Origin of the sequence: Myroides sp. C4067 (assembly GCF_038039665.1) — a bacterium.
GTDB lineage: Bacteria > Bacteroidota > Bacteroidia > Flavobacteriales > Flavobacteriaceae > Flavobacterium > Flavobacterium odoratimimum.
In genome coordinates this window covers 155,565-180,643 of sequence record NZ_JBBPHJ010000006.1, presented here as the reverse complement: position 1 = coordinate 180,643, position 25,079 = coordinate 155,565, and the positions used below count along the sequence as shown (strand labels likewise).

The 25,079-nt window shown below is 32.3% G+C and carries 21 protein-coding genes and 1 riboswitch; of the genes, 3 read left to right on the top strand and 18 right to left on the bottom strand.

What is annotated here, in order from left to right:
• Nucleotides 1-50: 50 nt before the first annotated feature.
• The gene (yiaA, locus tag AABL87_RS06520) at nt 51-533 is read left to right on the top strand and encodes an inner membrane protein YiaA (protein ID WP_006256943.1); all 483 of its coding nucleotides are present in this window, start codon (nt 51-53) and stop codon (nt 531-533) included.
• Between the two features lie 78 nt (nt 534-611).
• Here yiaA and AABL87_RS06515 read toward each other — a convergent pair whose 3' ends face one another.
• From AABL87_RS06515 to AABL87_RS06495, 5 genes are read right to left on the bottom strand one after another with little or no spacing between them, the layout of a single operon-like run.
• Entirely contained in the window at nt 612-3,239 is a 2,628-nt protein-coding gene (locus AABL87_RS06515; protein ID WP_286393616.1) for a hypothetical protein, read from the bottom strand.
• A gap of 57 nt (nt 3,240-3,296) precedes the next feature.
• The gene (locus AABL87_RS06510; RefSeq protein WP_225581518.1) at nt 3,297-4,082 is read right to left on the bottom strand and encodes a GLPGLI family protein; all 786 of its coding nucleotides are present in this window, start codon (nt 4,080-4,082) and stop codon (nt 3,297-3,299) included.
• Nucleotides 4,083-4,086: 4 nt separating this feature from the next.
• Nucleotides 4,087-4,893 carry a GLPGLI family protein gene (locus tag AABL87_RS06505; protein ID WP_006263067.1) on the bottom strand — a complete coding sequence of 269 codons (807 nt, stop codon included), beginning with the start codon at nt 4,891-4,893 and terminating at the stop codon, nt 4,087-4,089.
• Between the two features lie 4 nt (nt 4,894-4,897).
• Nucleotides 4,898-5,704 (bottom strand): GLPGLI family protein, encoded by an 807-nt coding sequence (locus AABL87_RS06500; RefSeq protein ID WP_006266510.1) that lies wholly within the window; start codon nt 5,702-5,704, stop codon nt 4,898-4,900.
• A 17-nt stretch (nt 5,705-5,721) separates the two neighbouring features.
• The gene (locus tag AABL87_RS06495; RefSeq protein WP_006263065.1) at nt 5,722-6,570 is read right to left on the bottom strand and encodes a GLPGLI family protein; all 849 of its coding nucleotides are present in this window, start codon (nt 6,568-6,570) and stop codon (nt 5,722-5,724) included.
• 402 nt (nt 6,571-6,972) lie between these two features.
• Between AABL87_RS06495 and AABL87_RS06490 the strand changes: the two genes are divergently transcribed.
• Complete coding sequence (locus AABL87_RS06490; protein ID WP_341277097.1) at nt 6,973-8,391, top strand: MATE family efflux transporter; 1,419 nt, start codon at nt 6,973-6,975, stop codon at nt 8,389-8,391.
• Nucleotides 8,392-8,429: 38 nt separating this feature from the next.
• Here AABL87_RS06490 and AABL87_RS06485 read toward each other — a convergent pair whose 3' ends face one another.
• The 8 genes from AABL87_RS06485 to AABL87_RS06450 all read right to left on the bottom strand — a co-directional run bounded on the left by AABL87_RS06485 (nt 8,430) and on the right by AABL87_RS06450 (nt 17,936).
• Entirely contained in the window at nt 8,430-8,897 is a 468-nt protein-coding gene (locus AABL87_RS06485) for a GNAT family N-acetyltransferase (RefSeq protein ID WP_006263063.1), read from the bottom strand.
• Between the two features lie 132 nt (nt 8,898-9,029).
• Entirely contained in the window at nt 9,030-9,740 is a 711-nt protein-coding gene (locus AABL87_RS06480) for a CPBP family glutamic-type intramembrane protease (protein WP_006256951.1), read from the bottom strand.
• Nucleotides 9,741-9,882: 142 nt separating this feature from the next.
• Nucleotides 9,883-11,100, bottom strand: a complete 1,218-nt coding sequence (locus AABL87_RS06475; protein WP_006263062.1) for a DUF4374 domain-containing protein — start codon at nt 11,098-11,100, stop codon at nt 9,883-9,885.
• Between the two features lie 20 nt (nt 11,101-11,120).
• Nucleotides 11,121-13,481 (bottom strand): TonB-dependent receptor, encoded by a 2,361-nt coding sequence (locus AABL87_RS06470; RefSeq protein WP_025124132.1) that lies wholly within the window; start codon nt 13,479-13,481, stop codon nt 11,121-11,123.
• A 371-nt stretch (nt 13,482-13,852) separates the two neighbouring features.
• Nucleotides 13,853-14,329, bottom strand: coding sequence for a hypothetical protein (locus AABL87_RS06465; protein WP_006256954.1), 477 nt, complete (start codon nt 14,327-14,329; stop codon nt 13,853-13,855).
• Between the two features lie 32 nt (nt 14,330-14,361).
• Entirely contained in the window at nt 14,362-15,312 is a 951-nt protein-coding gene (locus AABL87_RS06460) for an NAD(P)-dependent oxidoreductase (RefSeq protein WP_025124133.1), read from the bottom strand.
• A gap of 20 nt (nt 15,313-15,332) precedes the next feature.
• A complete protein-coding gene (gene serC, locus AABL87_RS06455) occupies nt 15,333-16,400 on the bottom strand; it encodes a 3-phosphoserine/phosphohydroxythreonine transaminase (protein WP_341277096.1) in 1,068 nt (355 codons plus the stop codon).
• 477 nt (nt 16,401-16,877) lie between these two features.
• Nucleotides 16,878-17,936: an acyl-CoA reductase gene (locus tag AABL87_RS06450; protein WP_006256957.1), complete on the bottom strand. Its 1,059-nt coding sequence runs from the start codon at nt 17,934-17,936 to the stop codon at nt 16,878-16,880.
• Between the two features lie 74 nt (nt 17,937-18,010).
• Between AABL87_RS06450 and AABL87_RS06445 the strand changes: the two genes are divergently transcribed.
• On the top strand, nt 18,011-18,361 hold the full coding sequence (locus AABL87_RS06445) for a 4Fe-4S dicluster domain-containing protein (protein WP_006256958.1): 351 nt from the start codon (nt 18,011-18,013) through the stop codon (nt 18,359-18,361).
• Between the two features lie 565 nt (nt 18,362-18,926).
• On the opposite strand, the gene AABL87_RS06435 is transcribed toward AABL87_RS06445, so the two are convergent.
• The 5 genes from AABL87_RS06435 to AABL87_RS06415 form a co-directional block, all read right to left on the bottom strand.
• Nucleotides 18,927-19,763 (bottom strand): hypothetical protein, encoded by an 837-nt coding sequence (locus tag AABL87_RS06435; RefSeq protein ID WP_006263056.1) that lies wholly within the window; start codon nt 19,761-19,763, stop codon nt 18,927-18,929.
• Between the two features lie 149 nt (nt 19,764-19,912).
• Entirely contained in the window at nt 19,913-20,752 is an 840-nt protein-coding gene (locus AABL87_RS06430; protein WP_006263055.1) for a hypothetical protein, read from the bottom strand.
• A gap of 207 nt (nt 20,753-20,959) precedes the next feature.
• Nucleotides 20,960-21,778, bottom strand: a complete 819-nt coding sequence (locus tag AABL87_RS06425; RefSeq protein WP_341277095.1) for a hypothetical protein — start codon at nt 21,776-21,778, stop codon at nt 20,960-20,962.
• Nucleotides 21,779-22,587: 809 nt separating this feature from the next.
• The gene (locus AABL87_RS06420; protein ID WP_253113716.1) at nt 22,588-22,986 is read right to left on the bottom strand and encodes an acyl-CoA thioesterase; all 399 of its coding nucleotides are present in this window, start codon (nt 22,984-22,986) and stop codon (nt 22,588-22,590) included.
• A 200-nt stretch (nt 22,987-23,186) separates the two neighbouring features.
• Nucleotides 23,187-23,379, bottom strand: a riboswitch (cobalamin riboswitch).
• Between the two features lie 133 nt (nt 23,380-23,512).
• Nucleotides 23,513-25,006 (bottom strand): hypothetical protein, encoded by a 1,494-nt coding sequence (locus AABL87_RS06415; protein WP_006263053.1) that lies wholly within the window; start codon nt 25,004-25,006, stop codon nt 23,513-23,515.
• Nucleotides 25,007-25,079: the final 73 nt, after the last annotated feature.

Here is a 25,079-nt window from a genome sequence, read left to right as displayed (position 1 = left end):
TAAATTTTATAAAAATTTATACATATATTTACTTCTTTAATACAAAAAATATGATAGAAGAAGAAAAAACAGAAACAAGAAATACAACGTCATCTAGTACTACTAATAGAGCACACTTACAAAATGACACTATTAATCTAGAGAGATTTAAACCTTCAGCGATATATACATTAGTTGCATGGATAGCTTTAGGACTTGGTATTACTAGTTATTGTATAGGTCTGTGGAATGCAGAGATTTTATTAAGTGAGAAAGGTTTTTACTTTACCCTTATTTTATTTGGGTTATTTGCAGTAGTTGCTTTACAAAAGAGTGTAAGAGATAAGATAGAAGGTGTACCTGTTACCCCTATTTTCTATACATTAGGATGGATTGGTACCTTAGCAAGTATAACATTACTAACTATTGGGCTAATCAATGCAGAAATGACTTTAAGTGAGAAAGGGTTCTATGCTATCTCTTATTTATTATCACTTTTCGCTGCTGTGAGTGTTCAAAAGAATGTACGTGATTTAGAAAATTTCAATAAATAGTTTTTATAATATCACTTTACCACAAAAGAAAACCTCCAATCTTAATTATTAAAGATTGGAGGTTTTTTTATATTCTATTTAAAAATTAAATCGCACTGATACTAAGAATTGTGAAGGTCTTAGTTTAAAGTTAGTTGTTGATGTCTGTATACTATTGATTACTACTTGTTCGTATTCTTTTGTATTCAGTATATTATTCCACTCGAAGTCAAAGTCTATCTTCTTCTTATTCCACTTAAAGCGGTACATAACATCCATAAATCGATTAGTAAACTTCTGATTATTAAATACATTTTCTTTATAATCTAGCTTCCAAATAAAACTATGTGATTTAAAAGGGATAAGGTCTATACGCAGATTATGTGAGTTGCCATAAGAATGTGTTGACTGCTTCATATCCTTTCGCTCTGTCTCCATATAATTAAAATCATAAGTAAAGTTTAACCAATCAAAATAATTATTCGTCAATTGTAATCCATAATTATAGTTATAGGTATTCACATCTCTTAGATACTCATTTACTAATATCTCTGACTTACCTTTATTAACTGAGAAACTTCCTTTAATATTAGAGCTATACTCACTAAAGAACTTACCTAGGTTAATATTAGCACTTTGATTATTTGAAATGTTCTTTTGCTCTAAAGCTTCTAAAACAGACTGTCCATTCTCATCAATTGTCTGTGATAATATAATCTTTCTCTCTTGGTAGTTATTATTTAAAGACCCATTAAAGAATATTCCATTAAAAGGATTTTTAAACTCAAACCTAAACCAAGAAAAAATACTCTGTGTGTCTTCTATCTTCGCCTTATATGCTGTAAAGTTTAGTCCACTAAAAATATAGTGACTGTACAGTTGGTCAAGAGGGGTATAACTAGTACTCAAGTTACTTCCTCCTCTTAATGTCCACATATTATTAATCTTATATGACAGGTATAATGATGGTGAGAAATCTACTGCATTCTTTGTAGTCTTCGTATCTATAGACTTATCATCTAACTTCATAGATGACCATATAATAGGCACAGTAAATGTCATATCCCATGACACTCCCTTAAAATTAACACTAGAATTTAAACGATTTACAAATCTATTGTAAGTCAAATCATTCTGATAATTATCCCCTAGCCAAACAGACTGAGTATTATATCCGTATAAGTCTGTCTCAAAACGCTTATTCTCATACAATAAACTATACTCTTCTGTAAAAGTCCACTTTCTGTACTTCCACGAAAGTGATAAAGCATTCTGTGTATAGAAAGTATTGTCTAAGAATGACTGATTTAATAAATCGTATTTCTTCAAATCTTGATCTGGGAAGTTCACATTGCCATTCGCTACCACATCATAATCTTGTTTATCTCTTGTAAAGTCAATAATAGACTTAAAGTTAGCAAACTTATTACTACCTACTGGTACTAGGGTACTCAATGAATTCTGTAAGCTAAAAGAAGGAGATAATACACTCTGATTAATAGGATCGTTATTCTGTAATAATAGTCCTCTTTCTTTATTTCTACTTACATTAATCGTTATATAATCTTTTAAGTAATTGTCTTTTGTATTCTTCGTAATCGTAAACTTAGAGTTAAATGCTTCTTTAAAGTATCTGTTCTCATCTTTTCTACTATATCTAATTACATCACTGACATTGCCATTTGCGTCTAAGTTTCTAATCTCTGTAGATTGTGCTCCTGATTGCTTAACCTCATCATTGTTATAAAAAGCATTCGTATTCATCTCTATCTTATCTGTAAACTTCACTAAGAAGTTAGCAGAAACATAATGAGATCTATTGTCTAAATAACGTGATTTAGCAATACCAGGAGCAGACGTTGTACTCATAGACAGCGCCTGGCCTGTACTCTTCGTATAATTATAAACATCAAAAGAACCAAAAGAGCCAAATGCTCTAAATTTATTAGTAAGGTCTTCTCCTGTATTATTAGTATCATAACTTACTAAGTACTGTAATCCTTTACTAAAAAACATCGGAGATATAGTACTATTCCATAAAAAGGGATCACCACCTACTCCTATCTTAGCACTACCACTTAAACTTATTTTATTCTTTAATCTAATATTAATAGCAGGACTCTCTGAAGGTACTTTTCCCTCTAGCATCTTAATCGGCTGATGGTTTTCTATTACCTCTAGCTTGCTAACATGAAGATTAGGCAAGGCTTTAGTAATAGCACCATATCTTCCTTGCATCAAGTCTTTCCCTTCTACATAAAACTTATTTAGAGGCTTACCTTGATATTCTATTTCTCCATTACTCTTCACCTCCATTCCTGGCATCTTCTTTATCACATCTTCTAGTACTCTATCATTCTTCCCTGCAAATTTGCTAAGATCAAATACTAGAGTATCATTGTGTTGAGTAATAGGAGAAGCTTTAACGAATATTTCTTCTAATTGTGTAAACTCATCTACTAACTGAATTTGAATATCCTGAGACTTATTCTCAATCACTTTTTCAAATACACTGTAGTTCACTATAGATGCCTTGATCTTTAGTGTTGTTAGAGAAGACTTGATAGGTATCTGATAAGTCCCTTTGCTATCCGTCATCTCATAAGCTATTACAGCATTAGTCTCTGGATTAAGTATAGAAACAATGACATTAGATAATGCTTGTTTATTCTCACCATTTACTTTTCCCTTTAGAACTACTTGTGCCTGTAAAGGCAGTACTATCATAAAAAAAAGTATATATATTACATATTTCATCGTTAATAAGGTCGTTTAGATTAATTACTAATAAAGCTCTATAGGGTTAGGCTCTTTGCCAAATTTCTTAGTCATAAAATCAGAAGGTTCTTTATCATCATTCATTAACTTCCCCCCTCTTTCTTGCATGAGTTGCATATAAGTTTTATTGGCGTTTAATGTTTTTAATCGATTTAATTGTTTACCTGTTACTTCCTTGAAAAAATCTAATTCCTTTAATTCAATCCAGTAATTATGTACTCTCATACTCTCAGTAAACTCAAATACATAGTCTTTATTTTTATCCTCTGCTTTTACTACAAAACCTGGCAGATTCTTAAACTTATAAGGGCCTTCTATTATAGGTATCTCAGTAGTAAACCATACTGTCCAATTACGTCCACTTAGTTCTCCAGTTGCCTTCTGTACTTTCATACCGCGATAATCTTCTATCTCACTTGAGATAGTCCATTGAATAAGATTAAGAGGCTGTTTTACTTTATAAGCTTCTAACGAATTAATCATCTCATAAAGAATAATGTTCCCTGAGTCTTTAGCAACCATCCAAGGCACTTGAGAATTTGGAATATCTATTTCTACCTTTTCTAAGTCAGCAACAAATTCTTGGTAAGTAAACTCATCATAGAACATAGAGTTTTCTCCGTCTATATCTAGATAAAACTTCTCTGTAATAGGAAGACTATCAGGCATTACTTTTACATCATAAGGCTTAAAAGTCAATGAGTACTCATAACGCATAAAGTCTTTTTTCTCTTGAGCCATACTATGAATAGAAAATAAAAATAGTACAACACATCCTATTAAATACTTCATAAATTTACTTTTTTAACCATTCAAGGTAATTACTACTATTTCCCACTTTCTTATTTAACATCTGTTGATTCTCAACAGTATCTTCAAAATAAACAATCATACCTTGACTATCTAAATTCTGCTTAACTGTCATATTCGCCTTAACCTCTCTTAGCTTGACTAACTCACTAGTTTTATACAATCCAGCCTGTTTATATTCGTTGAAGTCTACTGGTATTTCTACTTTCTCACTCTTTCTGAACTCAAAAACATAATCTTCCTTATCATCCTGTGCTTTGACTACAAATCCAGGCAAGTTCTTAAACTTATATGGCCCTTCTATGATAGGAATTTCAGAAGTAAACCATACTGTCCAATTACGCCCATTCAGTTCACCTATAGCTTTCTGTACCTTCATACCTTCAAACTCCTCTACAGTATCATCTATATTCCATTTGACCTGATTAACTGGACTTTCTATCTTCAACATAGTACCACTCACATTCTGTACATAAAATAGTTTATTAGCTTCCTTTACTAATACCGCTTCAAGCCGTGTCTGTTCACCAGCCATACTAAACGACTTACCTATTAGTCCGCTATTCTCTTTTTTAGCTAAACGTTCTACCCTAGTAGCATATCCTTTAGAATAAAAACGTGAAGAAGTATCCCATACATCTAAGAATACAGACTCTGTAAACATTTCGTCTGACTTAATAGATGGTTTAAACGTTGCCTCATATTCATATCGCATGACCTCTATTTTCTCCTGAGCTACTACTCCTAAAACAGTTAAAACAGTAACTGTAATACTAAATAAATACTTCTTCATAACCTTACTTTTTTAACCATTCAAGATAGTTCGTATCATCTCCCCTCTTTCGATTCATCTCCTGTTGATTTTCTATTGTATCAGGTTCATCAAAAATTATTCTTTGAGCTGCCAAACCTTGTTTTATAGTCATATTAGCTTTAACCTCTCTTATCTTTATTAACTCAGTAGTTTTGTAAAGCCCTGCTATTTCGTATTCGTTGAAATCTACTGATATTTGGGCTTTCTCACTTTTTCTAAATTCAAAAGTATAGTCTGCTTTATCATCCTGTGCTTTGACTACAAACCCAGGCAGGTTCTTAAACTTATAAGGCCCTTCTATAATAGGTATTTCAGAAGTGAACCATACTGTCCATATACGTCCATTTAATTCTCCTATTGCTTTCTGTACTTTCATCCCTTCATACACCTCTATATCCTCAGAAATACTCCATTTGACCTCATTAAGTGGGCTTTCTATTTTAAGTAATGTACCAGTTAACATCTGTAAATAGAATAGCTTATTACTTTCTTTTACCAATACTGCCTCAAACTCAGTTCGTTCATTAGGCATACTAACAGACTTACCTATTAGCCCCCTATTCTTAGGATTAGCTAAGCTTTCTACCCTAGTAGCATATCCTTTAGAATAAAAACGAGAAGAAGTATCCCATACATCTAAGAATACAGACTCTGTAAACATTTCGTCTGACTTAATAGATGGTTTAAACGTTGCCTCATACTCATATCTCATGACCTCTATTTTCTCCTGAGCTACTGCTCCTAAAACAGTTAAAACAGTAACTGTAATACTAAATAAATACTTCTTCATTACTTAATCACTTTATACTAATAGAACTCTATAGGCTTACTTTCTTTTCCCATCTTCTTTTTAGTCATCTCATCGGTTATATCCTTCCCTTTTTCATCTACCATTTTAAAAGTAGCTGTACCTCCTCTTTCGTTCATAATCTGAGAGAAACTTTTATTAGCATTCATATTTCTAATCTTATCCCATTGTTTCTTATCTATTTTCATCGCCTTCTCTTGTCTATTTGATAACCAAAAATCAGTAGTAGCTCTCTCACTCTTTAAGAACTCAAACTTGTAGTCTCCTGTACTATCCTCTGCTTTGACTACAAATCCAGGTAGATTCTTAAACTTATACGGTCCGTCTATCAATGGGATATCTTGAGTAAACCACACAGTCCAAGTACGTCCGCTCAACTCTCCTATTGCTTTCTGTACTTTCATACCATTATAATCTTCTATATCTCCAGAAATATTCCATTTCACTAGATCATTAGTTTCTCCTACATTGTACGACTCTATACCTGAAGAAGCATAAGTATTTAATTCTGCTCCATTTTTATATATTGTCCATTTTACTCTACTCTTAAATTGGCTTAAAGCCTGCATACGCACAGCAAAATCAGCATCTTTCTTAGCCCCAGTAGAATATTCCATCAAAGTCTCTTCCCTTTTAATATCCCCCTCACTAGCACATCTAGACTCGCTTCCTTTTATATCTAAATAAACAATTTCAGTGCTACTCTGTAATGCCTCTTCATCTCCAGTAGCATTTGTACTTGGTAAGGTTAGTTGATACTCATACCTCATTACATCTATTTTCTCCTGTGCATTAATTAACGTTACACTACATAATGCTACAACTGATACATACATTGCTTTAATCATATTCTATAGTTATTTATGGTTTATACTAACTATGATTTAAATTATTTAACATCTATATTATTTTCAGAACGGCTATATTAAATAAATATAACACTAATAATCAAAAATCAATAAATATATTCAAATCATTAACAACAAAAACTAACTTATCATCACTAATAAATAGTTATCCAAACTAACAACTATTTATTTAGTTTTACAACTATTTAAATAGTTTAAATATAAAATGATTATATAAAACAAAATAACACACTTATTTTCAATTACTTAAAAACAAAAAAAACATAAATAACAGAGTCTATTTATAAATACCATTGGAATAAAAAAGGTACTAACCTATATCTTAATTACATAATCAACTTATCTTTGAGTCCTTAAATACCCTTAGGCAATTCATTAAATATGTCAACAACAACATTTAAATCAAAAAACAATATATTTTCTTTAATCAAGCAATCCTTTTCTAATGAAAACTTTGACTTGACGAATATGTCTATTAATAAAGCTGTTTTTCTACTAGCTATTCCTATGATGTTTGAGATGCTAATGGAGTCAGTGTTTGCTTTAGTTGACTTATATTTTGTTGGTCATTTAAAAGAGAGTGCCTACGCTATACAAAGTGTCGGGCTAACAGAGTCTCTACTATCTATTATTTACGCTATATGTATAGGGATTAGTATGGCTGCCACAGCTATCGTAGCAAGGCGTATAGGTGAAAAAGATAAAGAAAAGGCAGCGCAAAATGCAGCACAAGCCATCACACTTTCAATATTAATCACCATTGTATTAAGTATACTTGGTTTTATTTATGCAAAAGATTGGTTACTGTGGATGGGAGCATCAGAAGCTTCAGCAGAATATGGATACGGATATACCAGAATCTTATTAGTCAGCTGTGTATCCATCATGCTCTTATTCCTTATTAATGGAATATTTAGAGGCGCAGGTAATGCGGCCATAGCCATGAAAAGTCTTGGTTTTGGTAATATCATCAATATCATCCTATGCCCTATTATGGTTAGAGGATGGTGGATATTTCCAGAAATGGGATTAGAAGGAGCTGCTTACTCTACAGCTATAGGACGTAGTATGGGGGTAGTGTATCAGTTGTATTATCTGTCTAAAAAAGACTCTCTTATTCAGTTAAAACTAAAGTACTTCAAAATACAATGGGATATGACCTGGAATATCATTAAAATCGCAGTACCAGGTATGGTACAGTATATGATATCCACTTGTAGTTGGGTTATTCTTGCACGCATAGTAGCGCAAAGCGGAGGAGAAATAGGCTCGTCAGGTTTCTTGACATGTTTACGCCTTCTTGTATTTTTTATTCTTCCCGCATGGGGATTGAGCAATGCGGCTTCTACTTTAGTTGGTCAAAACTTAGGAGATAACAATCCCGACAGGGCATATAAATCAGTGATTGCAACTTTAAAATACAATGTCTTCTATATGGCTATTGTCACGATTATATTCTTTAGTATGGCCGAAATTTTAGCTTCCTTCTTTACAACCGATGAAGCTATTAAAACAGTCGCTAAAGAAGCAATGTATATAGGAGCTATTGGTTTTATAGCTTATGGAGCAGGAATGACCTTGATGAATGCCTTTAATGGAGCTGGAGATACTGTTACCCCAACAATAATAAATATTGTAGGGTTCTGGTTATTTCAGATACCTTTTGCTTATTTAATGACTTATCATTTTAATTTGGGTTCTACAGGAGCATTTATCGCTATCCCTTCTGCCGAATTAGTAATCGCTATTCTTGCCTTTATTTTATTTAGGCGAGGTAAATGGAAACAGAAAAAAGTATAATAAAAATGCCTTAACATCATCCTGTTAAGGCATTTTATCTATTTAGTATATTCTGATTCTTTTCTAATCATATCCACATGTGGAATACCATCTTCTAAATACTCTTCAGAAGAAGGTTCAAAACCAAATGAACCATAAAAGTTCTTCAAATAACTCTGAGCACCTATCTGAATATCTTGAGCTCCAAACTCCTCTTCTATCTTATCTATAGCATATTGCATTAAGATACGACCATAACCATCCTTGCGATAGTCTGCGTGGACAGCTACTCTTCCTATAGCTATTTCTGGATAACTAAGCCCAGGAGGGACAATACGAGCGCAAGCAACGACTTGATCTAACTTCGTTGCATAAATGTGTAAACATTTCTTATCCTTACCATCTAATTCAGGATAAGGACAGTTTTGTTCTACCACAAATACATCTGTACGTAAACGCATAATATCATATAATTCACTCACTGTCAACTCATCAAAAACTTTGGTATGCCAATGTATACTATTCATAACTCAATATTTTAAAGTCTATTATTCAAAGATAAAAATTACAAATTAACATATTGTAATTTTTATTTAAAACACATTAATCATTTATAGTTAAATCCTCTTCACTTAATGTAACCTTCTAAGAATACCTATCTATTTAATAACACCAGTCCCATACAATAATAACATAAGAATAGTATTATAGATTATATGTATCATACAATTATAACCAAAACCAAATCTCATCCGTATATATCCGAGTAGAAGTCCTCCTATGAACTGAGGAAGAAACAACAAAGGGCTATATACCAGTACTTCAGTATTAATCGTATAAAAGTTACTAATATGCATAATCATAAACAAAAATGTGTAACTGTAAAACACATACCCAAAATACTTCTCATGTCTCTCTTTAAGTATCACTATATTATTTCTATGTAGATAAAGATAGGCACACAGTATCACGTAGAATACCCCTCCTACTATGAAGGCTATACTCAGATTAAACCTATACAAGATCCAAAGGCTATATACTAATGTAAGAGGAGTACTTAACAACAAATACCAACTCTTAAACCTTAGAGCTAATCTAAAAGCAACCTCCTCTGCTAAAGGTCCTAATAATACAATAAACAACATAGCTACTAACAGTCCTTTGTCAGCTATAAAATCAAGTAATCTAGCTGTCTTAGGTAATGGAACTATTTTATTAATACTGAATATATAAACTGTTATCACTATTAATGTAAAAACAACTAATACCAAGCTTCTTCTTACTTTCTCTTTCTTGCTAATATCTAATACTTCAGTATGAGGTTGTCGTATATAATGGATAAAATCACTAATGATAACTGATATACTCATTTTATTAAGTCAATAATTTTACAATACAAGATAAACAAAAAAACAGTAATCACATTTCCGTGATTACTGCTTCAACAACTTATTATACTCTGAATTTGCCTAATTCAAAACACGCTAACTAACTAATTTATTTTAAATGCTACTATTGTACAGACTCTAATTTAGAGATAGCTGTAACGTCATTTGCATTTTCGATTGTAATACCTTTTTTAGCAATACCTGTTGCAACATCAATATTGTATACTTGGAAACGATTTGTTTTCTCTATTGGAGCTACATAGTGTACTGTTTTCTTATCCTTCTCTACATATATCTTTTGTTTATATGGCATTTGTTCATGATCAGCAATAGTGTCTATCCATCTAATAGATTGAGTAGATACATTTACGATTGCTAACTTAGTCACACCAGACCAAGTGCTTTGAATATTCTTATCTACAAAGAAGCTCACTAAGAAATCATTACCTCCAATGTACTCTGCACGAGATAACTTATGTCCTCCTGATGCTTTTTGTACATCAAAGAAGTATCCTTTATCTATCTCATGGTTTTTGATTTTAATAAAAGCAGAAGGGTTCTTAGACTTCTCAGCAGGAGACCATGCATATACAGATCCATCTTCCACTTGTTGAATACCATTCATCCCAAACCAGCTTCCTATTAACCCAGTTCTATCATCTATAATGGTTTTACTAACTTTAAGACTTGGATAATCTACTACTGCAATAAATGTATTGTCTCTATATTTTGTATCTCCTTCTTTTGGCGACACAGAATAAGGAATATATAATTTATCTGTTCCTACCGCAAACACCCCAGTTAAATTACGCCCTCCAGCTTCTTCATCTTTATATTTTAATTTATCAAAATCAACAGCTCCTTTATGAGTCATTTGTTTTAACTCAGTATTTATAGCAAACAGATTTCCTCCTAATGTAGCACTAACTACATCAGTTTTTCCAATATTTCCATAACTACCTATTGTTTCAGTCGCTAGTTTAGTTCCCTCTACTATTTCATTCTTAGCATTTAAACTATAGAATGTCAATGGGCTTTGTCCACTGAATCCATATACAGCAGCCATTAATTGATTGTTTTGTACGAAGAATGAATAAGAATCAGTTTCGATACCATTGTTCTTATCTATTTTTATAACACCTTCTGTTAATGACGATGCGGTTGCTATATATTTTGTTCCTCCTTCTTGTCCTGTCAAGGAGTTAATCACAAATACATAAGAACTAGCTTTTTTACCTTCTTCAGGAGTTGTTGGTTTTTCTGATGATGAGTTGTCATCACTACTACATGATGCTATTAATACAAGTGATAATAGACTTAGTGTTTTTTTTATGATATTCATATTATATTTAATTATGTTTTTTATAAATTATATCTCAGTTTTAAAGTCACTGAACGACTTGGCTTTTGTAAACTGAAGTTGTCATACAATGTCTTATTAGCTAGATTCTTCACCTCTACTGCCACATTATATCTTCCATCACGAATAGCATAATGCAAACTGATATCTTGTGAGAATTGCTCTGGTATATATCTCTTATACTTAGCGATACCAGCACTAGGAGCATATAAATAATATTTCTGTACATACATCATATTATAGTCTAGACGCAAACTATTCTTAGATCCAAATACTTCTTTAAAATTGAATGACACCATCCCATTTCCATATAGATAAGGGATATTAGCCACTCTATCTCTATATAAAGCACTCACTTCCTCAGAATTATTCTCATACTTCATATCATTTAGAATATCCTGATAAGTAATATTAGCCATCACAGAGAAGAAATCTTTGTAGCTATATTTTATCTCTCCATCAAATGATTTTACTAATACCCCACCGATATTTCTATTTACTTTTTGAGCTGCAGTACCTTGTCCTGTATTAACTTCCTCCTTTATATAATCTTTAGCTTTTCGATATAAGAAATTAGTCTCTACCTTGAATTGGTTTACTTCATTAATAGTAAATCCATATTGAAGTCCTACATTAAAGTTATTACTAGACTCTGGTTTTAGATTATAATTAGAAGCTAAGTTTACCTCATCCCCAAACATCTCATATGCTTCTGGCATACGTATGCTATGTTCAAAAGACCCTTTTACTTGTAAGTCTGGCAGTATATTATAAGCTGTAGCTATTCCATATCCAGTAAAGTTCTGTCTATTGTCTTGTGTGAAGTAAGTCTCGTTATAATAGCGTTCTGAGTAATTATATTGGAAGTACTTCTTTAGAAATGCTATCGCGTTCCACTTTTCATTATGCGTATACTGGTAACTAAAACCTAATATAGCCTTATTAGATTTCTTAGGTAGATTATTATTCTTTAACGTAGCGTCTAATAAATCCTCTCCTTTTCTATTAAATAAAGATAGATTATAGTTTACCGCAAACAGATGATGCTCACTTAGTGCATAATTTGCATTAGCGATTACTGATCCATTATTATTTTTGTACTTAAATCTTCTTCTCTCTATCTCCCCTCCTTCTTTCTTTAAAGTATTTTTTATAATATAATCTCCATCCCAGTTATACAATCTATTCATTGTATCTACAGATTGTTCACTACCTAGATTATAATTAGCATTTACAGAAACATTCAGATTTTCTACTAAGAAATCTTTCTTTGTATAACTAAAACTTGGTAATATTAAGTCCCCTTTAGTAAAACGACCGCCATAGACATCTTCCATTCTATTCCCAGTCTGGATCTGATTGTAATTCTTTCCTAACGTAATCCCAAATAGTAACTCATCAGCATACCACTTATTCACCATACCTCCTTTTAGGACAATTCCTTCATTGTGATAACGATCGTGGAATCGACGAACTCTCTTTGGCGTAAGTACTCCTGTTTCAAAATTGTGAACATCTACATTCACTTTATAATCATTGTCTGAATAGTTTTGATAAGCATTTAATTGAAACTTATATCCTTTATCTGTAGTCATTCCCATATTGACAGATGAACGCACAGTATTAAAAGATCCATAAGAAACTGTAGCATCTAAATATTTGCTCTTAGTATTCTTAGTGATAATATTTAGAGCACCTCCTAGAGCATCCCCTCCTAAACTAATAGGAACTACCCCTTTATAGATCTCTATGCGTTCTATCATATTTACAGGGATATTGTTTAGTTGGAAAGAAGATCCTACTCCCTCTAATGGAACTCCATCTAAGTAGAATTTGATCTGATTTCCACTAAAGCCGTTTAGAGCAAAATTAAAGTTAGAACCAAGTCCCCCTTCTTCTCGCACACGTACTCCAGCACTTCGGTTTAAAATCTGATTGACATCAGATACTGTATTGGCTAAAGCTTTTACTTCTACAGCGTTGACAGTATAAGCACTTTGCCTTACTTTTTCACTAGCACTCTTAGCTTTAATATTAATTTCACTTAATTGCTGTTGTTGTTCTTTTAATTTTACTGACAGTACTTTAGTAGTTTCTTGATCAAAAGTAATATTGCTTTTAAAAGAGTTGTATCCCATAAAACTAACTTCTATGGTCTCTTTTTTATTTGGAACTTTTAACTCAAAGTTTCCTCTTTCATCAGTTTGAGTAGACTGATTAGATTCGATACCAACAATGGTTGCATAAGCTATTGGTACATTTTTTTCATCTAACACTTTTCCTTTTATAGAATAAGCCAGTTGTTGAGCATGACATAAAAGGTTAAAAGAGAATAAGAACGTAAGTAGTATATATTTTTTCATTTAAGATTGTATTTCTCAAAAGGCAATAAAGAACTTGACACAACACCTTTTGATTACTATGCATTGAATATTTAACTAGTTTATAAATCACATATAAGTGTTTACTTAGACCATAAATATTTAACAGCTATTTAGATATTCCATAATTAACTATGATTAGCAACAAAAAAATAAAAATCTAATAATCAACATATTACCAACAACAATATATTAATTATTATTTAGACTAATTTTATATAAGTGCAAATATATAGTAAAACTTAACATAAAATCAAGTTATGCGAGTATTTATTTTTAATAAATCTAAATAATAAAAAAAGGCGATTATTCATTGTATGAATAATCGCCTCTATATTAATGCGTTATAACGACTAGAACAATCCTTTTAATTTATCGATTGCTCCTCCTAATCCTTCTTTTCCTCCTAGTAAAGACCCTAGCATATCTTGTGCTCCTCCTTGTCCTAGTCCACTTAGGATTGTAGACATATCAAAACCTGATTCTCCTCCTTGTATTTTAGCTACTATAGCTGATACCACTTGCGGTACTACACCATTAGCAAAACTTCCAGCTACACCTTCTGATAAACCTAATTTACCAACTAATCCACTGATAAGGTTACCTATCATACCTGTTACGATAGGATTAGATGCAATATTAGAAGCTTGACCTGATAATAAATTAGTCAATCCACTAATATCTCCAGAGCTAACACTATCCTTTAATCCATTGATAATACTGTCTCCTGTTTCTTTAGTAACTGCACTTGTAAGATCTGACGTGATCCCACCTTTAGCCACTTCACTAGAACTAATCTGTTCTACTAATTTTGTAATTTGCTCTAACATAGTTTTATTTTTTAGATGTATAAAACTACTTATTATTTTCGCAATACTTGCATTTTCTCAAAAATTTCATCCCATATTAACACTTTACTTTCATCAGTAGAAGCATTAATATTAGGAGATAAAGAAAAGGCAGGTTGCATCAATACTTGAATAGCGGGATGAGGCTCCTCTTCGAATCGATCAATCCCAGCAAACAATACCGTTTCAGCATTTACTACATCCACTAAATCTACTTCGTTAATCGCTTCTGGATAAGCACAGTTAATCACTCCTATCAAGTTATGAGCATGACTAAATGCCTCTTTATCTAAGATATACTTTTGATAATGCTTAGTATGAATAGTGATAAAATGAGAATCATGTAATAATCTATGCATATCTGTAGAAGCCAAATCTACTCTAAAGTGTATTCCATTTGGCAATACAAAGTCAGCTTTAATCTCAGGTACTGAGGCATCTGTATACAACACATTCATTCCTAAAGCCAACGCTTTTTGAGCCACCTTCTCTCCTGCTGTATTTAACCCAATAATTCCAAGTGTCTTACCTGCTAATTCTATCCCATTGCTATAAGACTGCTGTAGAGATTTAAAACTAGCATCGCCTTCTAGAGGCATATTGCGGTTCGACTCTTGTAACAAACGACATCCCGAAAACAAATGTGCAAATACTAACTCTGCAGTAGCATTAGACAATGCTTCTTCTGCCCATATTACCTTAATACCACAACTTTGGATATAATCTATACTATCTAAGTCTATCGAAGTACCTGCAAAAACAATAGCTTTTAGATGGGACATCTCATCTATCATTTTTTTATTCAATAAAGTTCCCTGTTGTAACAACAGAATCTCTATCTCATTCTTACTTGTATAATTAACTAACTGTTCGTGAGCTACCCGAACCTCTTTTACTTCAAATCCCAATCCCTCTAAGTCGTTCTTTACTTCTTCTGGGATACCATCATTCGCTAATATTCTCATCTGTGTTATTTGGTTCTTTATTAAATCTTTGATTTCATCGTATGTAACACTTCTACTAGAGCATCCACACTCTCTTGCTTCAAGGCATTATACAGAGAAGCGCGATATCCTCCAGCTACTCGATGACCTTTTATATTGGTGATATTCGCCTCCATACACAATGTATAGAAGACACTTCTCATTGTCTCATCTTTAAAATCAAAAGTCACATTCATCTTTGATCGATATGCGACATCAGCTAGTCCTACTACATAATCTAACTCATCTATAGCACGATATAGAGTAGCTGCTTTTTGATTATTAATCTTTTCGATAGCCTCGACACCTCCTAAACGTTGTAACCATCTCAAGTTTAATAAACTCGTGTATATAGCAAACACATTAGCTGTGTGATATAAACTACCTTTATCGATATGCTCAGCATAATCCATCATTTGAGGTATCATACGACCTGACTTACCAAGAATACTATCTTTTACTAAAACAACACTTAACCCTGCTGGGCCTATATTCTTTTGTGCCCCAGCATAGATTAGGTCTATTTTATCACAGTCATATACTCTCGAATAAATATCCGAACTCATATCACAGACTATCGGACAGTCTGCCTTAGGCACATCGCTAAACTGCGTACCATATATTGTATTATTAGAAGTATAATGCACATAATCTAGCCCCGAAGGAATAACGATATCTTCTGGGATATAAGCATATTTTCTATCCTTAGAAGTAGCTAATACCTCAACTTGACCGAATGTTTCTGCCTGTGCTATAGCCTTAGAAGACCAATTACCTGTATCGATATATCCTGCTCGTTTCTGCATTAGATTATATGGAACCCTTAAGAATTCCATACTTGCTCCTCCTTGTAAGAATAGAGCTGAATACCCCTTTCCTTCTAGTCCCAATAGAGATAGAGCCAAATGCTGTGCTTCTTCTAGTACAGCTATAAACTCCTTACTTCGATGAGAAATCGAAAGTAGAGATAATCCACTTCCATTAAAATCCAATACAGCATCTGCAGCTCCTTTATATACCTCATCTGGTAATAGACATGGCCCTGCACAGAAATTATGTACTTTAATCATGTTTTTTTGTTTTTTCTGTGAAACTGTGAATTTGTGAAACTGTGAAATCGTTTTTTTGTAATGTCGTTTTTTTGTGATATCGTGAAATTGTTCAGTCTATAATCCTAAAATTAATCTATCAGTTGGCGCGGATTTGTAATCCGTACCTTGTTCTGTAAACATTTACAGTGACACGCAAAATATTGCGTCTCTACTAATGCTGATGTGGTTTGTAACCTGTGCCTTATATCAGTTGACGCGGATTTGTAATCCGTGCCTTTACTTACTGTGACACGCAAAATATTGCGTTTCTACTTGCTGTCACAGATTTATAACCTGTACCGTATATCAGTGTGCACGGATCTATAATCCGTGCCATGTTCTATAAACATTAACTGTGACACGCAAAATATTGCGTCTCTACTAATGCTGGTGTGGTTTGTAACCTGTTCCGTATATCAGTTGGCGCGGATTTATAATCCGTGCCATCTCTAATCATTACAATCCTAACAAAAATTCAATAGTATCCACATTATCAGCATAATCCCATAACTGTGGTTCTTGTGTCTGTCCAAAAGCAATACTGCCATCTACTAGATTATTAGACACGATACATTGTATCTTATCCACATCCTCAGCTAGTCTCGCTTTTACCTCATTAATATCAGTATAGTATTCATAGAATACAGACGATATAGGTGAAGCATATCCCTTATCCTCTTTCACAGTTAAGAATCCATTATCTAGAATCTTAAACTCACTCATTAAGAATACAGCTTTATTATAATCATAGTTATTAGAATATTTCTCATATTCTATAACATCTTTGTACTCAAACATACCTTGATAAAAACTATCAAATACATAACCTTCTGGTACGAATATCTTAGATACATTACGGCATCCTAAGCCGTAGTATGTAAACACATCTTTACCTAAAGCCACCATATCCTCATGACTCTCTGTACCATCTAAGACAGCAACAGAGTTTCTATTCTTGCGAATGATATTAGGAACACTATTAAAGTAATAATCAAAATAACGAGCTGTATTATTACTTCCTGTAGCTATCACTGCATCAAATCCTTCCATCTTCCCTTCAATAAAATCAAAACGACTAGCAAATCCAGGCTCTACAGCTACTAAGTAATTCGCTAAAAAAGGAAGTAATTTTTGGTCATTAGAAGACATTTTTACCTTAGCAATATTACCCGAAATCAATACACTGATAAAATCGTGAAATCCTACTAAAGGAATATTACCTGCTAAAATCAATCCTACTCGCTTATTAGGCTCAGTAGAAAAATCATATTTTGAAGTCCACTTTTCTAAATTATCTTGTGTCAACGCACTTGCCCAAGAGTTGATCGAGATCACTACTTGTTCTAATGTGAACCATCCATTGTAGTTTACTGAGCTGTGAATCAGCTCTTCAAACTTTGAAAAAAATTCATCATTATGACATACATCATTGTTTTTTACAAATTCATTTGCAGCGAATTGGCTCAAAAATTGACCTAACTTAACAAATGCATTTTTTTTAACATCTAAATTCATATTGACTTGTTTGTGAATTGTTTTGGGTGTAAATTTGCATACAAAGTTAATACATATAAAACAAAATATAAGCTATGGCAATCATTATAACAGACGAATGCATAAATTGTGGAGCTTGCGAACCTGAATGTCCTAACACAGCGATATATGAAGGAGCAGATGACTGGAGATATAAAGACGGTACAGCCTTAACAGGTAAGGTAGTTTTACCTGATGGTACTGAAGTTGATGCTGAAGCAGCTCAAGAACCTGTTTCTGATGAGTTCTACTACATCGTACCTTCTAAGTGTACAGAGTGTAAAGGATTCCACGAAGAACCTCAGTGTGCGGCAGTTTGTCCAGTAGATTGTTGTATTCCTGACGACAACCATGTCGAAAGTGAAGAAACTCTTTTACAAAGACAAGCATTCTTGCATAAGCACTAAGCAACATATAAAGCTACTCTCTATGAGTAGCTTTTTTCATTTATCACCATAGCCATAAATCGATATATTACTCTACTAGCTCAAGGATTCTTGAGCTTTTTGTTTTTGACCTTTCGTTGTAATACAATCCTTATTTCCATTACAACTCTAAATTACAATTAGTTATAAAAAATATTTTTTATTAACTTTATAGGTAATTAACACAAAAAACAAAATCATTATGAACAAATCTCATGCATTTTGGATCACGGCCATGATCCTTATCACGACCTCAGCCTTTGCAGATAGTCCCTCCATCAAGATATGGGGAGGTGGACTTACACTAGGTTCGCTTATCGCAGTATTCCTATCTTGGACGAGAAATAAATCTATTCTTTGGGCCATTGTCCATTTCTTTCTCGGATGGTTATATGTGATTTATTATTTCTTTAGCAACAACTCTAAATAGTATAAAAAATACGCTCTGATGACTAGTCATCAGAGCGTATTCATTTCTATCTCTTCCCTATTGAATGTTACACTCAATTAGTTTATATCGCCAATCATATTATACCAAGTTAATATCTTATCTTTTATTCACTGCTTTATTAAAAGTAATTGGAACAATCAAATTGCTATTATAGTAATTTCCATTAATATCTCTATTAAAATGATAATCTTCTAACTTTTCATTTTTTAAAGCATACATAATATCTGTCACTAATTCAGTATACATAGCATTATCTGAACTATAATTTCTAGGAAAATCTAATGCCAGATTCCACTTTTGAGCTTTATAATCAGATTCAATATTTACTAATATATAATTAGGCACAGAACCATTCTTAGTATAAATAGTATTAGTTATTTTTGCCTTCACTTTTTCAGATAAATCTATCATTTTATCCTTTGGAAACTTAAATCTAGTATATAACAAACAACCATCAGTATTAATAACTTTTCCATCTTTAGAATAGCATTTAATCACTTTTTCTTTATTTACAGTTGTAATCTCTTCTATCAATCCATCCAACAAAAATTGCTTAGTAACAAGTGTAGAACCCTTTTCTTTTTTATTAAGATAGGTTACAACCCTATCCATATAAAGAGTTTCTTCTTTAGTATTTAAATCTCTCTTATATATTTTTGATTTAAACTCATACTTATTATCAGCTAATACACTACCTGTATAGACCACTCTATTTGTCCAAGAACGAGTAGAATCAACCTCAAATCCACCGTTGAAATAGCGTGTAAAAGTTATATTCTCATTCTTTTTTAGAATACTCTTAATAATATCATTCCCCGTAAATTTCATTCGACTCTGTCTAAGGGCACTTCCGCCTGGTGTAGTCTGACTATAACCAAGTGAAGATATAACTATAGCTACAAATAATAGCATTGATTTAAATAATACTTTCATTGAGGTTTGATTTAATATTTTACATATAAAATCAAAAGTAGAAAGTATACTCCGTATATCCTAGACGTTATCTGACAAAACGGATAAAACTTTAACTTATTATTAATATTTCATACAAAACTTACATTCCATCATTTAACACACTATAACTATCCATGGTGAGCTATAAATGTAAAAGGAATAGTATAGCTACGATTATAGAAATTACCGTATAAATCCTTATTAAAGTGATACTCTTCTATTTTTAAACTATTTAGAGCATTAAGAGTGTTAATCACTAATCCTGAGTACAAATGATTACTCACCTTATAGTCTTCAGGAAAAGAAAATGTTACAAACCATTTCTTACTTAAATAATCAGCTTCTATATTCAGTAAGATGTAAGAAGGTACTCTTCCTGTAGAAGTATACAAATGATTTTGTATTCTCTGTTTTACATCTTCGTAGAAAGCCTCAAACTTATGTCTTGGAAATTTAGAATAAGTATATAGTAGACATCCCTTATCGTTTAACTTAGCTCCATTTTTATCATAACAGCTAATAGTCTCCTTCCCTTTATCACTCTTATACTCTTCTACTAGCCCCCCTTTTAAGAATTGCTTTCTTATGTAGACCTGCTTCTTTCCTTTCTTATCTAATAAAGTTCTTTTGCTTTCTTCCTCTTTAACTAATTTTCTTGTTTCTATATCAAGCTTATAAGTCTTAGTCATTAGTAAATACTGATTATCCTTTAGGCTTTTCCCTGTATACTTCACTACTCTGTCCCACGTAGATACAGAATCTACAGCATTAATACTGTTAAAGTATCTAGTAAACAATGTATCTTTCTCTTGCTTATTTAACTCTTTTACAATATCATATCCACTTAAAAGCTGCCTATTAATTATAAGCGCATCAGAGGCTGGTCCCCCCTGACCATATCCTAATACTGAAATTAAAAAAAGTATTAAAGCCGTTATTCTATTTAATTGCATTTGTCTCATTATCATATCTATTTCTTTATTCTATAATTTAATTACATATAACTATAAAAGTATTTTTCACCTACTTTATTGTATAAATACTTTCTATTTAAGATTACTCTTGTCCTAAACGACCTATCACCTAGATAACTATTACTATTCTCTTAGATCATTCCTTCTTCAAAACATTATATTTTCAATACTCTAGAGTCCTTTCATCTCTAACTATTCTTATCATCTAAAAGATAATGGGATAAACATAGTTCTATTATAATAATTACCATTAATATCTTTATCAAAATGATATTCTTCTAGTTTCTCATTATTTAATACATGTGCTATAGCAGCTACTAGACTTGTATGCATATCAGAGCCTAACTTATACTCTTTAGGAAAGTCTAAAGCTAGATTCCAACGCTGACTCTCATAATCTGCTTCAATAGCCAATATGATATAACGGGGTAGTCTACCTTTACTCTTACTTACTAGATTAGTTATTGTTTTTTGTAGATTGCGTTGAAACTTTTCTGTTTTTTCAACTGGGAAAGGTGTCTGAGAGTAGCGAAGGCATCCTGTTTCATTCAACACGTTCCCTTCCTTATCTATACATTTGACAACATATTGTTTATTCTGATGAACTATTTCTTCTACTAATCCATCCACTAGATATCTTTTATTCAATACATAAACAGCATCTGATTTATTCTTATGATATACCTTCTCACTTTCGGTATTTAGCTTTAGCTCACCCGAATTCTTTTCTTTAAGCATACTCTGGGCAGACATTTTATATTTATTATCGTCCAGTTTTTCTCCTGTATACGTTACTTCCTCTTTCCATAAACGTGTAGAGTCTACTAAGAAGCTGCTTAAATAATGCCTCGTAAAAACCGTATCTCTTCCCGTTTTTAATAGATCTTGAATAACATCATTAGCACGATATACCTCAGCACTATTATACTGCTTTACATTTCTTTTCTTTTTTTGACCATATACAGTCATAGTTGTAGTAGCTAATACCACTGCTAATACAATGTTTAATAATCCTCTCATGCGTGATGTTTATTGGTTTTTTACAAGTGAATCTAAAACTATAAAGTCCATTTCCAAAATCCTAGACATTATCTGACAGATTCACTATTTCTCAAATTTATTTTAACCTTATATCCAAGGAGAATACATGGTCAATAAAAGGATACTTCTTCGACTAACGACCTCTTTTGCCCACTAAATACGGATTATTATCCACCAACTGTCGAAGGAATTGCAGTCAAACTACTGTTTATAAGGCTTTAAGGGATATAAAGAAAGTATTCATTCTACACAAAAAGCAAACAAAACACTGTTAATCAATACATTAAATAAAACTAGTTACTAAAAAAAATAACATCTTTTTTTCAAAAAGAGCTCATTATAGGTCTTTACAGAGCTAATTATCAAAAAAAAGGAAGTATACTCTATAAAAACTCGTTATAAAAGGTCAATTTTTGAATCAAAAAGTAAAAAAATGAGTTTATTATTTTTAAGATTATACCTCTTATAAAAGGTTTATAAATGGAGTTAGATAGCTATAATGAAACCAATGTTTAGATCTCAAAGACTAGATTAAACCCAGAATAAGCGTTAGCCAAATACTACAAAGCAATTCTACTTCATATCTCTTTCATTAGCTCTAAAACCATACTATAGTATGCTTGTATCACTAATTCAGAGCTATTTTGTATAATTACTTTTCGTTTATCTGTCTATCACTGATTCTGGGTTAAAAAGAGTCAAAAAAATGGGGATAGACACTAACCTGTCTATCCCCCTACCAAAAACTAAAAAATGTAAGATGCTTACAAAATTTACTTGTATAAAACCTAGTCTAATATAGATATCGGTTTGAAATTATCATTTAATGCTACGAGTGTAAATACTCCTGTCACTACCTGGATGCGTTCATCCTCTCTCATCTTCTCTCTATACACATTGACACGGATGCGAATACTCGTAGTACCGATAGACTCTACCTCGCCTACCATCTCTACTAATGAGCCTGCTGGTATCGGCTTGCTGAAGTCAATCTTATCACTGCTAACAATCACAAAGTTCTTTCTACAAAAACGAGTAGCAGTCATAAATGCTGTCTCTGTCATCATCATGATAACTCGTCCACCGAACATCGTGTTATGATGATTAGTAGTATCTGGAAATACTACCTTAAAGACACTAGTGATTGCCTTCGATTTGCGTTCTTCTATCTCTGCTTCTATTAACATAGTTATATTCGTTAATCCTACAGTATTCAGACAATACTATAGACTAGATAGAAATCTATCAAACTGCTATTCGAGAAAATGATTTGGAATTAAATGAAAAGATACAATGTGCTTATCCTAGATTATATAGACTATAATCTCATGGATTAAATAATAAACACATTCCAACTTGACATAAAGCTCTAAACCGCGAAAGCATAGTCTATAAACAGAATTAGGCAGGTCTCCTGACTTGTAACTATTTTTTATCGTCCTTCCCATTACTTAAGTAATAACAGTGGATCACTTGGATAAAAAATTAATGAGTTACTTACAGTTGCGCGACAGTTCGTGATTCTCACACGATTCCCTTTTCATATACAACTAAGTATAACCTATTTCTATGGAATTAATACTGTATTATTTTCTAATACTGTGGCGAAGATAGTAATTCTTTTGAAACATCCAACATATTTTAATCAAACAAAGCCACATAAACTAAGAAGTCTATGTGGCTTTTATCATTGCATAAGTCGATATATTTAAACTAAGCTATTTTCTTTTTTGCCCAATTTAGGACATCTATATAGAGAATACTTCTCACATAAAATCTATTTGTATAGAGCTCTTCAGTTTCTTTTACAAATCGCTCTAAAACAACCTTCTGATCTTTAGCCGATGCCCCTAATAGCCCTTCGAATAGCCTCATAAAGGTATCGTGTATCTGTGTTTTATTTTTCATTTTTTTCATCAAGGTTCTATTGGCTTTAATAAAATCTTCATAATACTGATCTTGCCCTGACTCATACTGTGCCATTAGAGATAAGATGCGGGTGTGGAATAGTAAATCTTCTTGTACAGAATAGTCAGATTTGTTCAAAATGCGCGCTGTATAAGCAAGTGAATCTTCATACTTCTTGTACCCAAAATACAATGAGGCTACTTTAAAATACAGAATATGGAAGTGATGCTCATCGATCATATTTCGATATTCATTAATACCACGCTGTAATTGCTTGACAAAAAGTAAACTGCCATTATAAGTCTGTTGTATAAACTCTATATTCAGCTTATTACTAAACTGCAATAAGAATCGCTGAGAATCTATATTCATAGACTGAGGGAAACTCTCTAAAGCCAATTGTTCTTCTAACTTAGCATTCCAATAGATATATTTATCCACTGATTTAAACAACAATAAAATTTTAAATAAATAAGAATTCCCTTTTAAATACCATATAGGATGACTCTGTATCATCTTAGGATGCTCATAGAATAGCGTTACCCATAGCTTAGCATATTTATAAGCATTGTGATAATCTTGGATTAGAAAACATAGCCACACATGTGCTTTAAAGTACCACAACTTCTCTCTAAAGTTAAGCACCTTCACATCTATATCTAAGAGCTGATCACTAAATCGGGTAATTAGTTCTTGCTTATCCTCCTCACTTTTAGCATACCCTGAGGTAAGCATCTCGTTATAGAACTTCAGTGATAGATTAGATAACTTAGTCGCATAATAGTTCTGTATAATCAGGTCATTAGACTGTGCGATAAGCTCGTCTGCACGCCCCGTAATACTACGAGTGATATACTGAGATTCGATTACCTTTTCTAGTTCTATAATCTCTAGAGCTAGGCTTTTCTCCTCTACATCTAAAGCGATTTGTTTCGCCTTGTCTAATATCTTTAATCCTTGTTTATGCAACCCTTTTTGATATAAGATAGTTGCAAAATCTAATTGTTCACGTATCTGTATTCTTACGTTTTTCTTACTAGGATTCATACGAAGGCTAGCCAAAATAGCTTTATACAGATTTGCTTTTAAGTTGGATAATTGCTGCTTACTCGTTATTTTTTGTTTGAGAATAACTTGCTCATCATACTCCTCCATCTTATCCATCGCATTAAATAGTGAGATGAATTTAGCATCTGCATTATTCTGCAACCTATTCACATATAAAGTAAATTGACGTTTCTCTGACCTTGTCAAAGATTTTATCAATATAAATAACCAGTCTTTTCCCCAATTTGACATTGTAATAAAAAATATTTTAACAAACTCAAAAACAACAACTTAGATATTGAAATTAGTTTTTTAACATTGTAGT

Excerpts from the sequence above, each read along its gene's own strand:
- yiaA (WP_006256943.1), top strand. The coding sequence starts at position 51 with ATGATAGAAGAAGAAAAAACAGAAACAAGAAATACAACGTCATCTAGT.
- AABL87_RS06515 (WP_286393616.1), bottom strand. The coding sequence starts at position 3,239 with ATGATAGTACTGCCTTTACAGGCACAAGTAGTTCTAAAGGGAAAAGTA.
- AABL87_RS06510 (WP_225581518.1), bottom strand. The coding sequence starts at position 4,082 with ATGAAGTATTTAATAGGATGTGTTGTACTATTTTTATTTTCTATTCAT.
- AABL87_RS06505 (WP_006263067.1), bottom strand. The coding sequence starts at position 4,893 with ATGAAGAAGTATTTATTTAGTATTACAGTTACTGTTTTAACTGTTTTA.
- AABL87_RS06500 (WP_006266510.1), bottom strand. The coding sequence starts at position 5,704 with ATGAAGAAGTATTTATTTAGTATTACAGTTACTGTTTTAACTGTTTTA.
- AABL87_RS06495 (WP_006263065.1), bottom strand. The coding sequence starts at position 6,570 with ATGATTAAAGCAATGTATGTATCAGTTGTAGCATTATGTAGTGTAACG.
- AABL87_RS06490 (WP_341277097.1), top strand. The coding sequence starts at position 6,973 with ATGTCAACAACAACATTTAAATCAAAAAACAATATATTTTCTTTAATC.
- AABL87_RS06485 (WP_006263063.1), bottom strand. The coding sequence starts at position 8,897 with ATGAATAGTATACATTGGCATACCAAAGTTTTTGATGAGTTGACAGTG.
- AABL87_RS06480 (WP_006256951.1), bottom strand. The coding sequence starts at position 9,740 with ATGAGTATATCAGTTATCATTAGTGATTTTATCCATTATATACGACAA.
- AABL87_RS06475 (WP_006263062.1), bottom strand. The coding sequence starts at position 11,100 with ATGAATATCATAAAAAAAACACTAAGTCTATTATCACTTGTATTAATA.
- AABL87_RS06470 (WP_025124132.1), bottom strand. The coding sequence starts at position 13,481 with ATGAAAAAATATATACTACTTACGTTCTTATTCTCTTTTAACCTTTTA.
- AABL87_RS06465 (WP_006256954.1), bottom strand. The coding sequence starts at position 14,329 with ATGTTAGAGCAAATTACAAAATTAGTAGAACAGATTAGTTCTAGTGAA.
- AABL87_RS06460 (WP_025124133.1), bottom strand. The coding sequence starts at position 15,312 with ATGAGAATATTAGCGAATGATGGTATCCCAGAAGAAGTAAAGAACGAC.
- serC (WP_341277096.1), bottom strand. The coding sequence starts at position 16,400 with ATGATTAAAGTACATAATTTCTGTGCAGGGCCATGTCTATTACCAGAT.
- AABL87_RS06450 (WP_006256957.1), bottom strand. The coding sequence starts at position 17,936 with ATGAATTTAGATGTTAAAAAAAATGCATTTGTTAAGTTAGGTCAATTT.
- AABL87_RS06445 (WP_006256958.1), top strand. The coding sequence starts at position 18,011 with ATGGCAATCATTATAACAGACGAATGCATAAATTGTGGAGCTTGCGAA.
- AABL87_RS06435 (WP_006263056.1), bottom strand. The coding sequence starts at position 19,763 with ATGAAAGTATTATTTAAATCAATGCTATTATTTGTAGCTATAGTTATA.
- AABL87_RS06430 (WP_006263055.1), bottom strand. The coding sequence starts at position 20,752 with ATGATAATGAGACAAATGCAATTAAATAGAATAACGGCTTTAATACTT.
- AABL87_RS06425 (WP_341277095.1), bottom strand. The coding sequence starts at position 21,778 with ATGAGAGGATTATTAAACATTGTATTAGCAGTGGTATTAGCTACTACA.
- AABL87_RS06420 (WP_253113716.1), bottom strand. The coding sequence starts at position 22,986 with ATGTTAATAGAAGCAGAGATAGAAGAACGCAAATCGAAGGCAATCACT.
- AABL87_RS06415 (WP_006263053.1), bottom strand. The coding sequence starts at position 25,006 with ATGTCAAATTGGGGAAAAGACTGGTTATTTATATTGATAAAATCTTTG.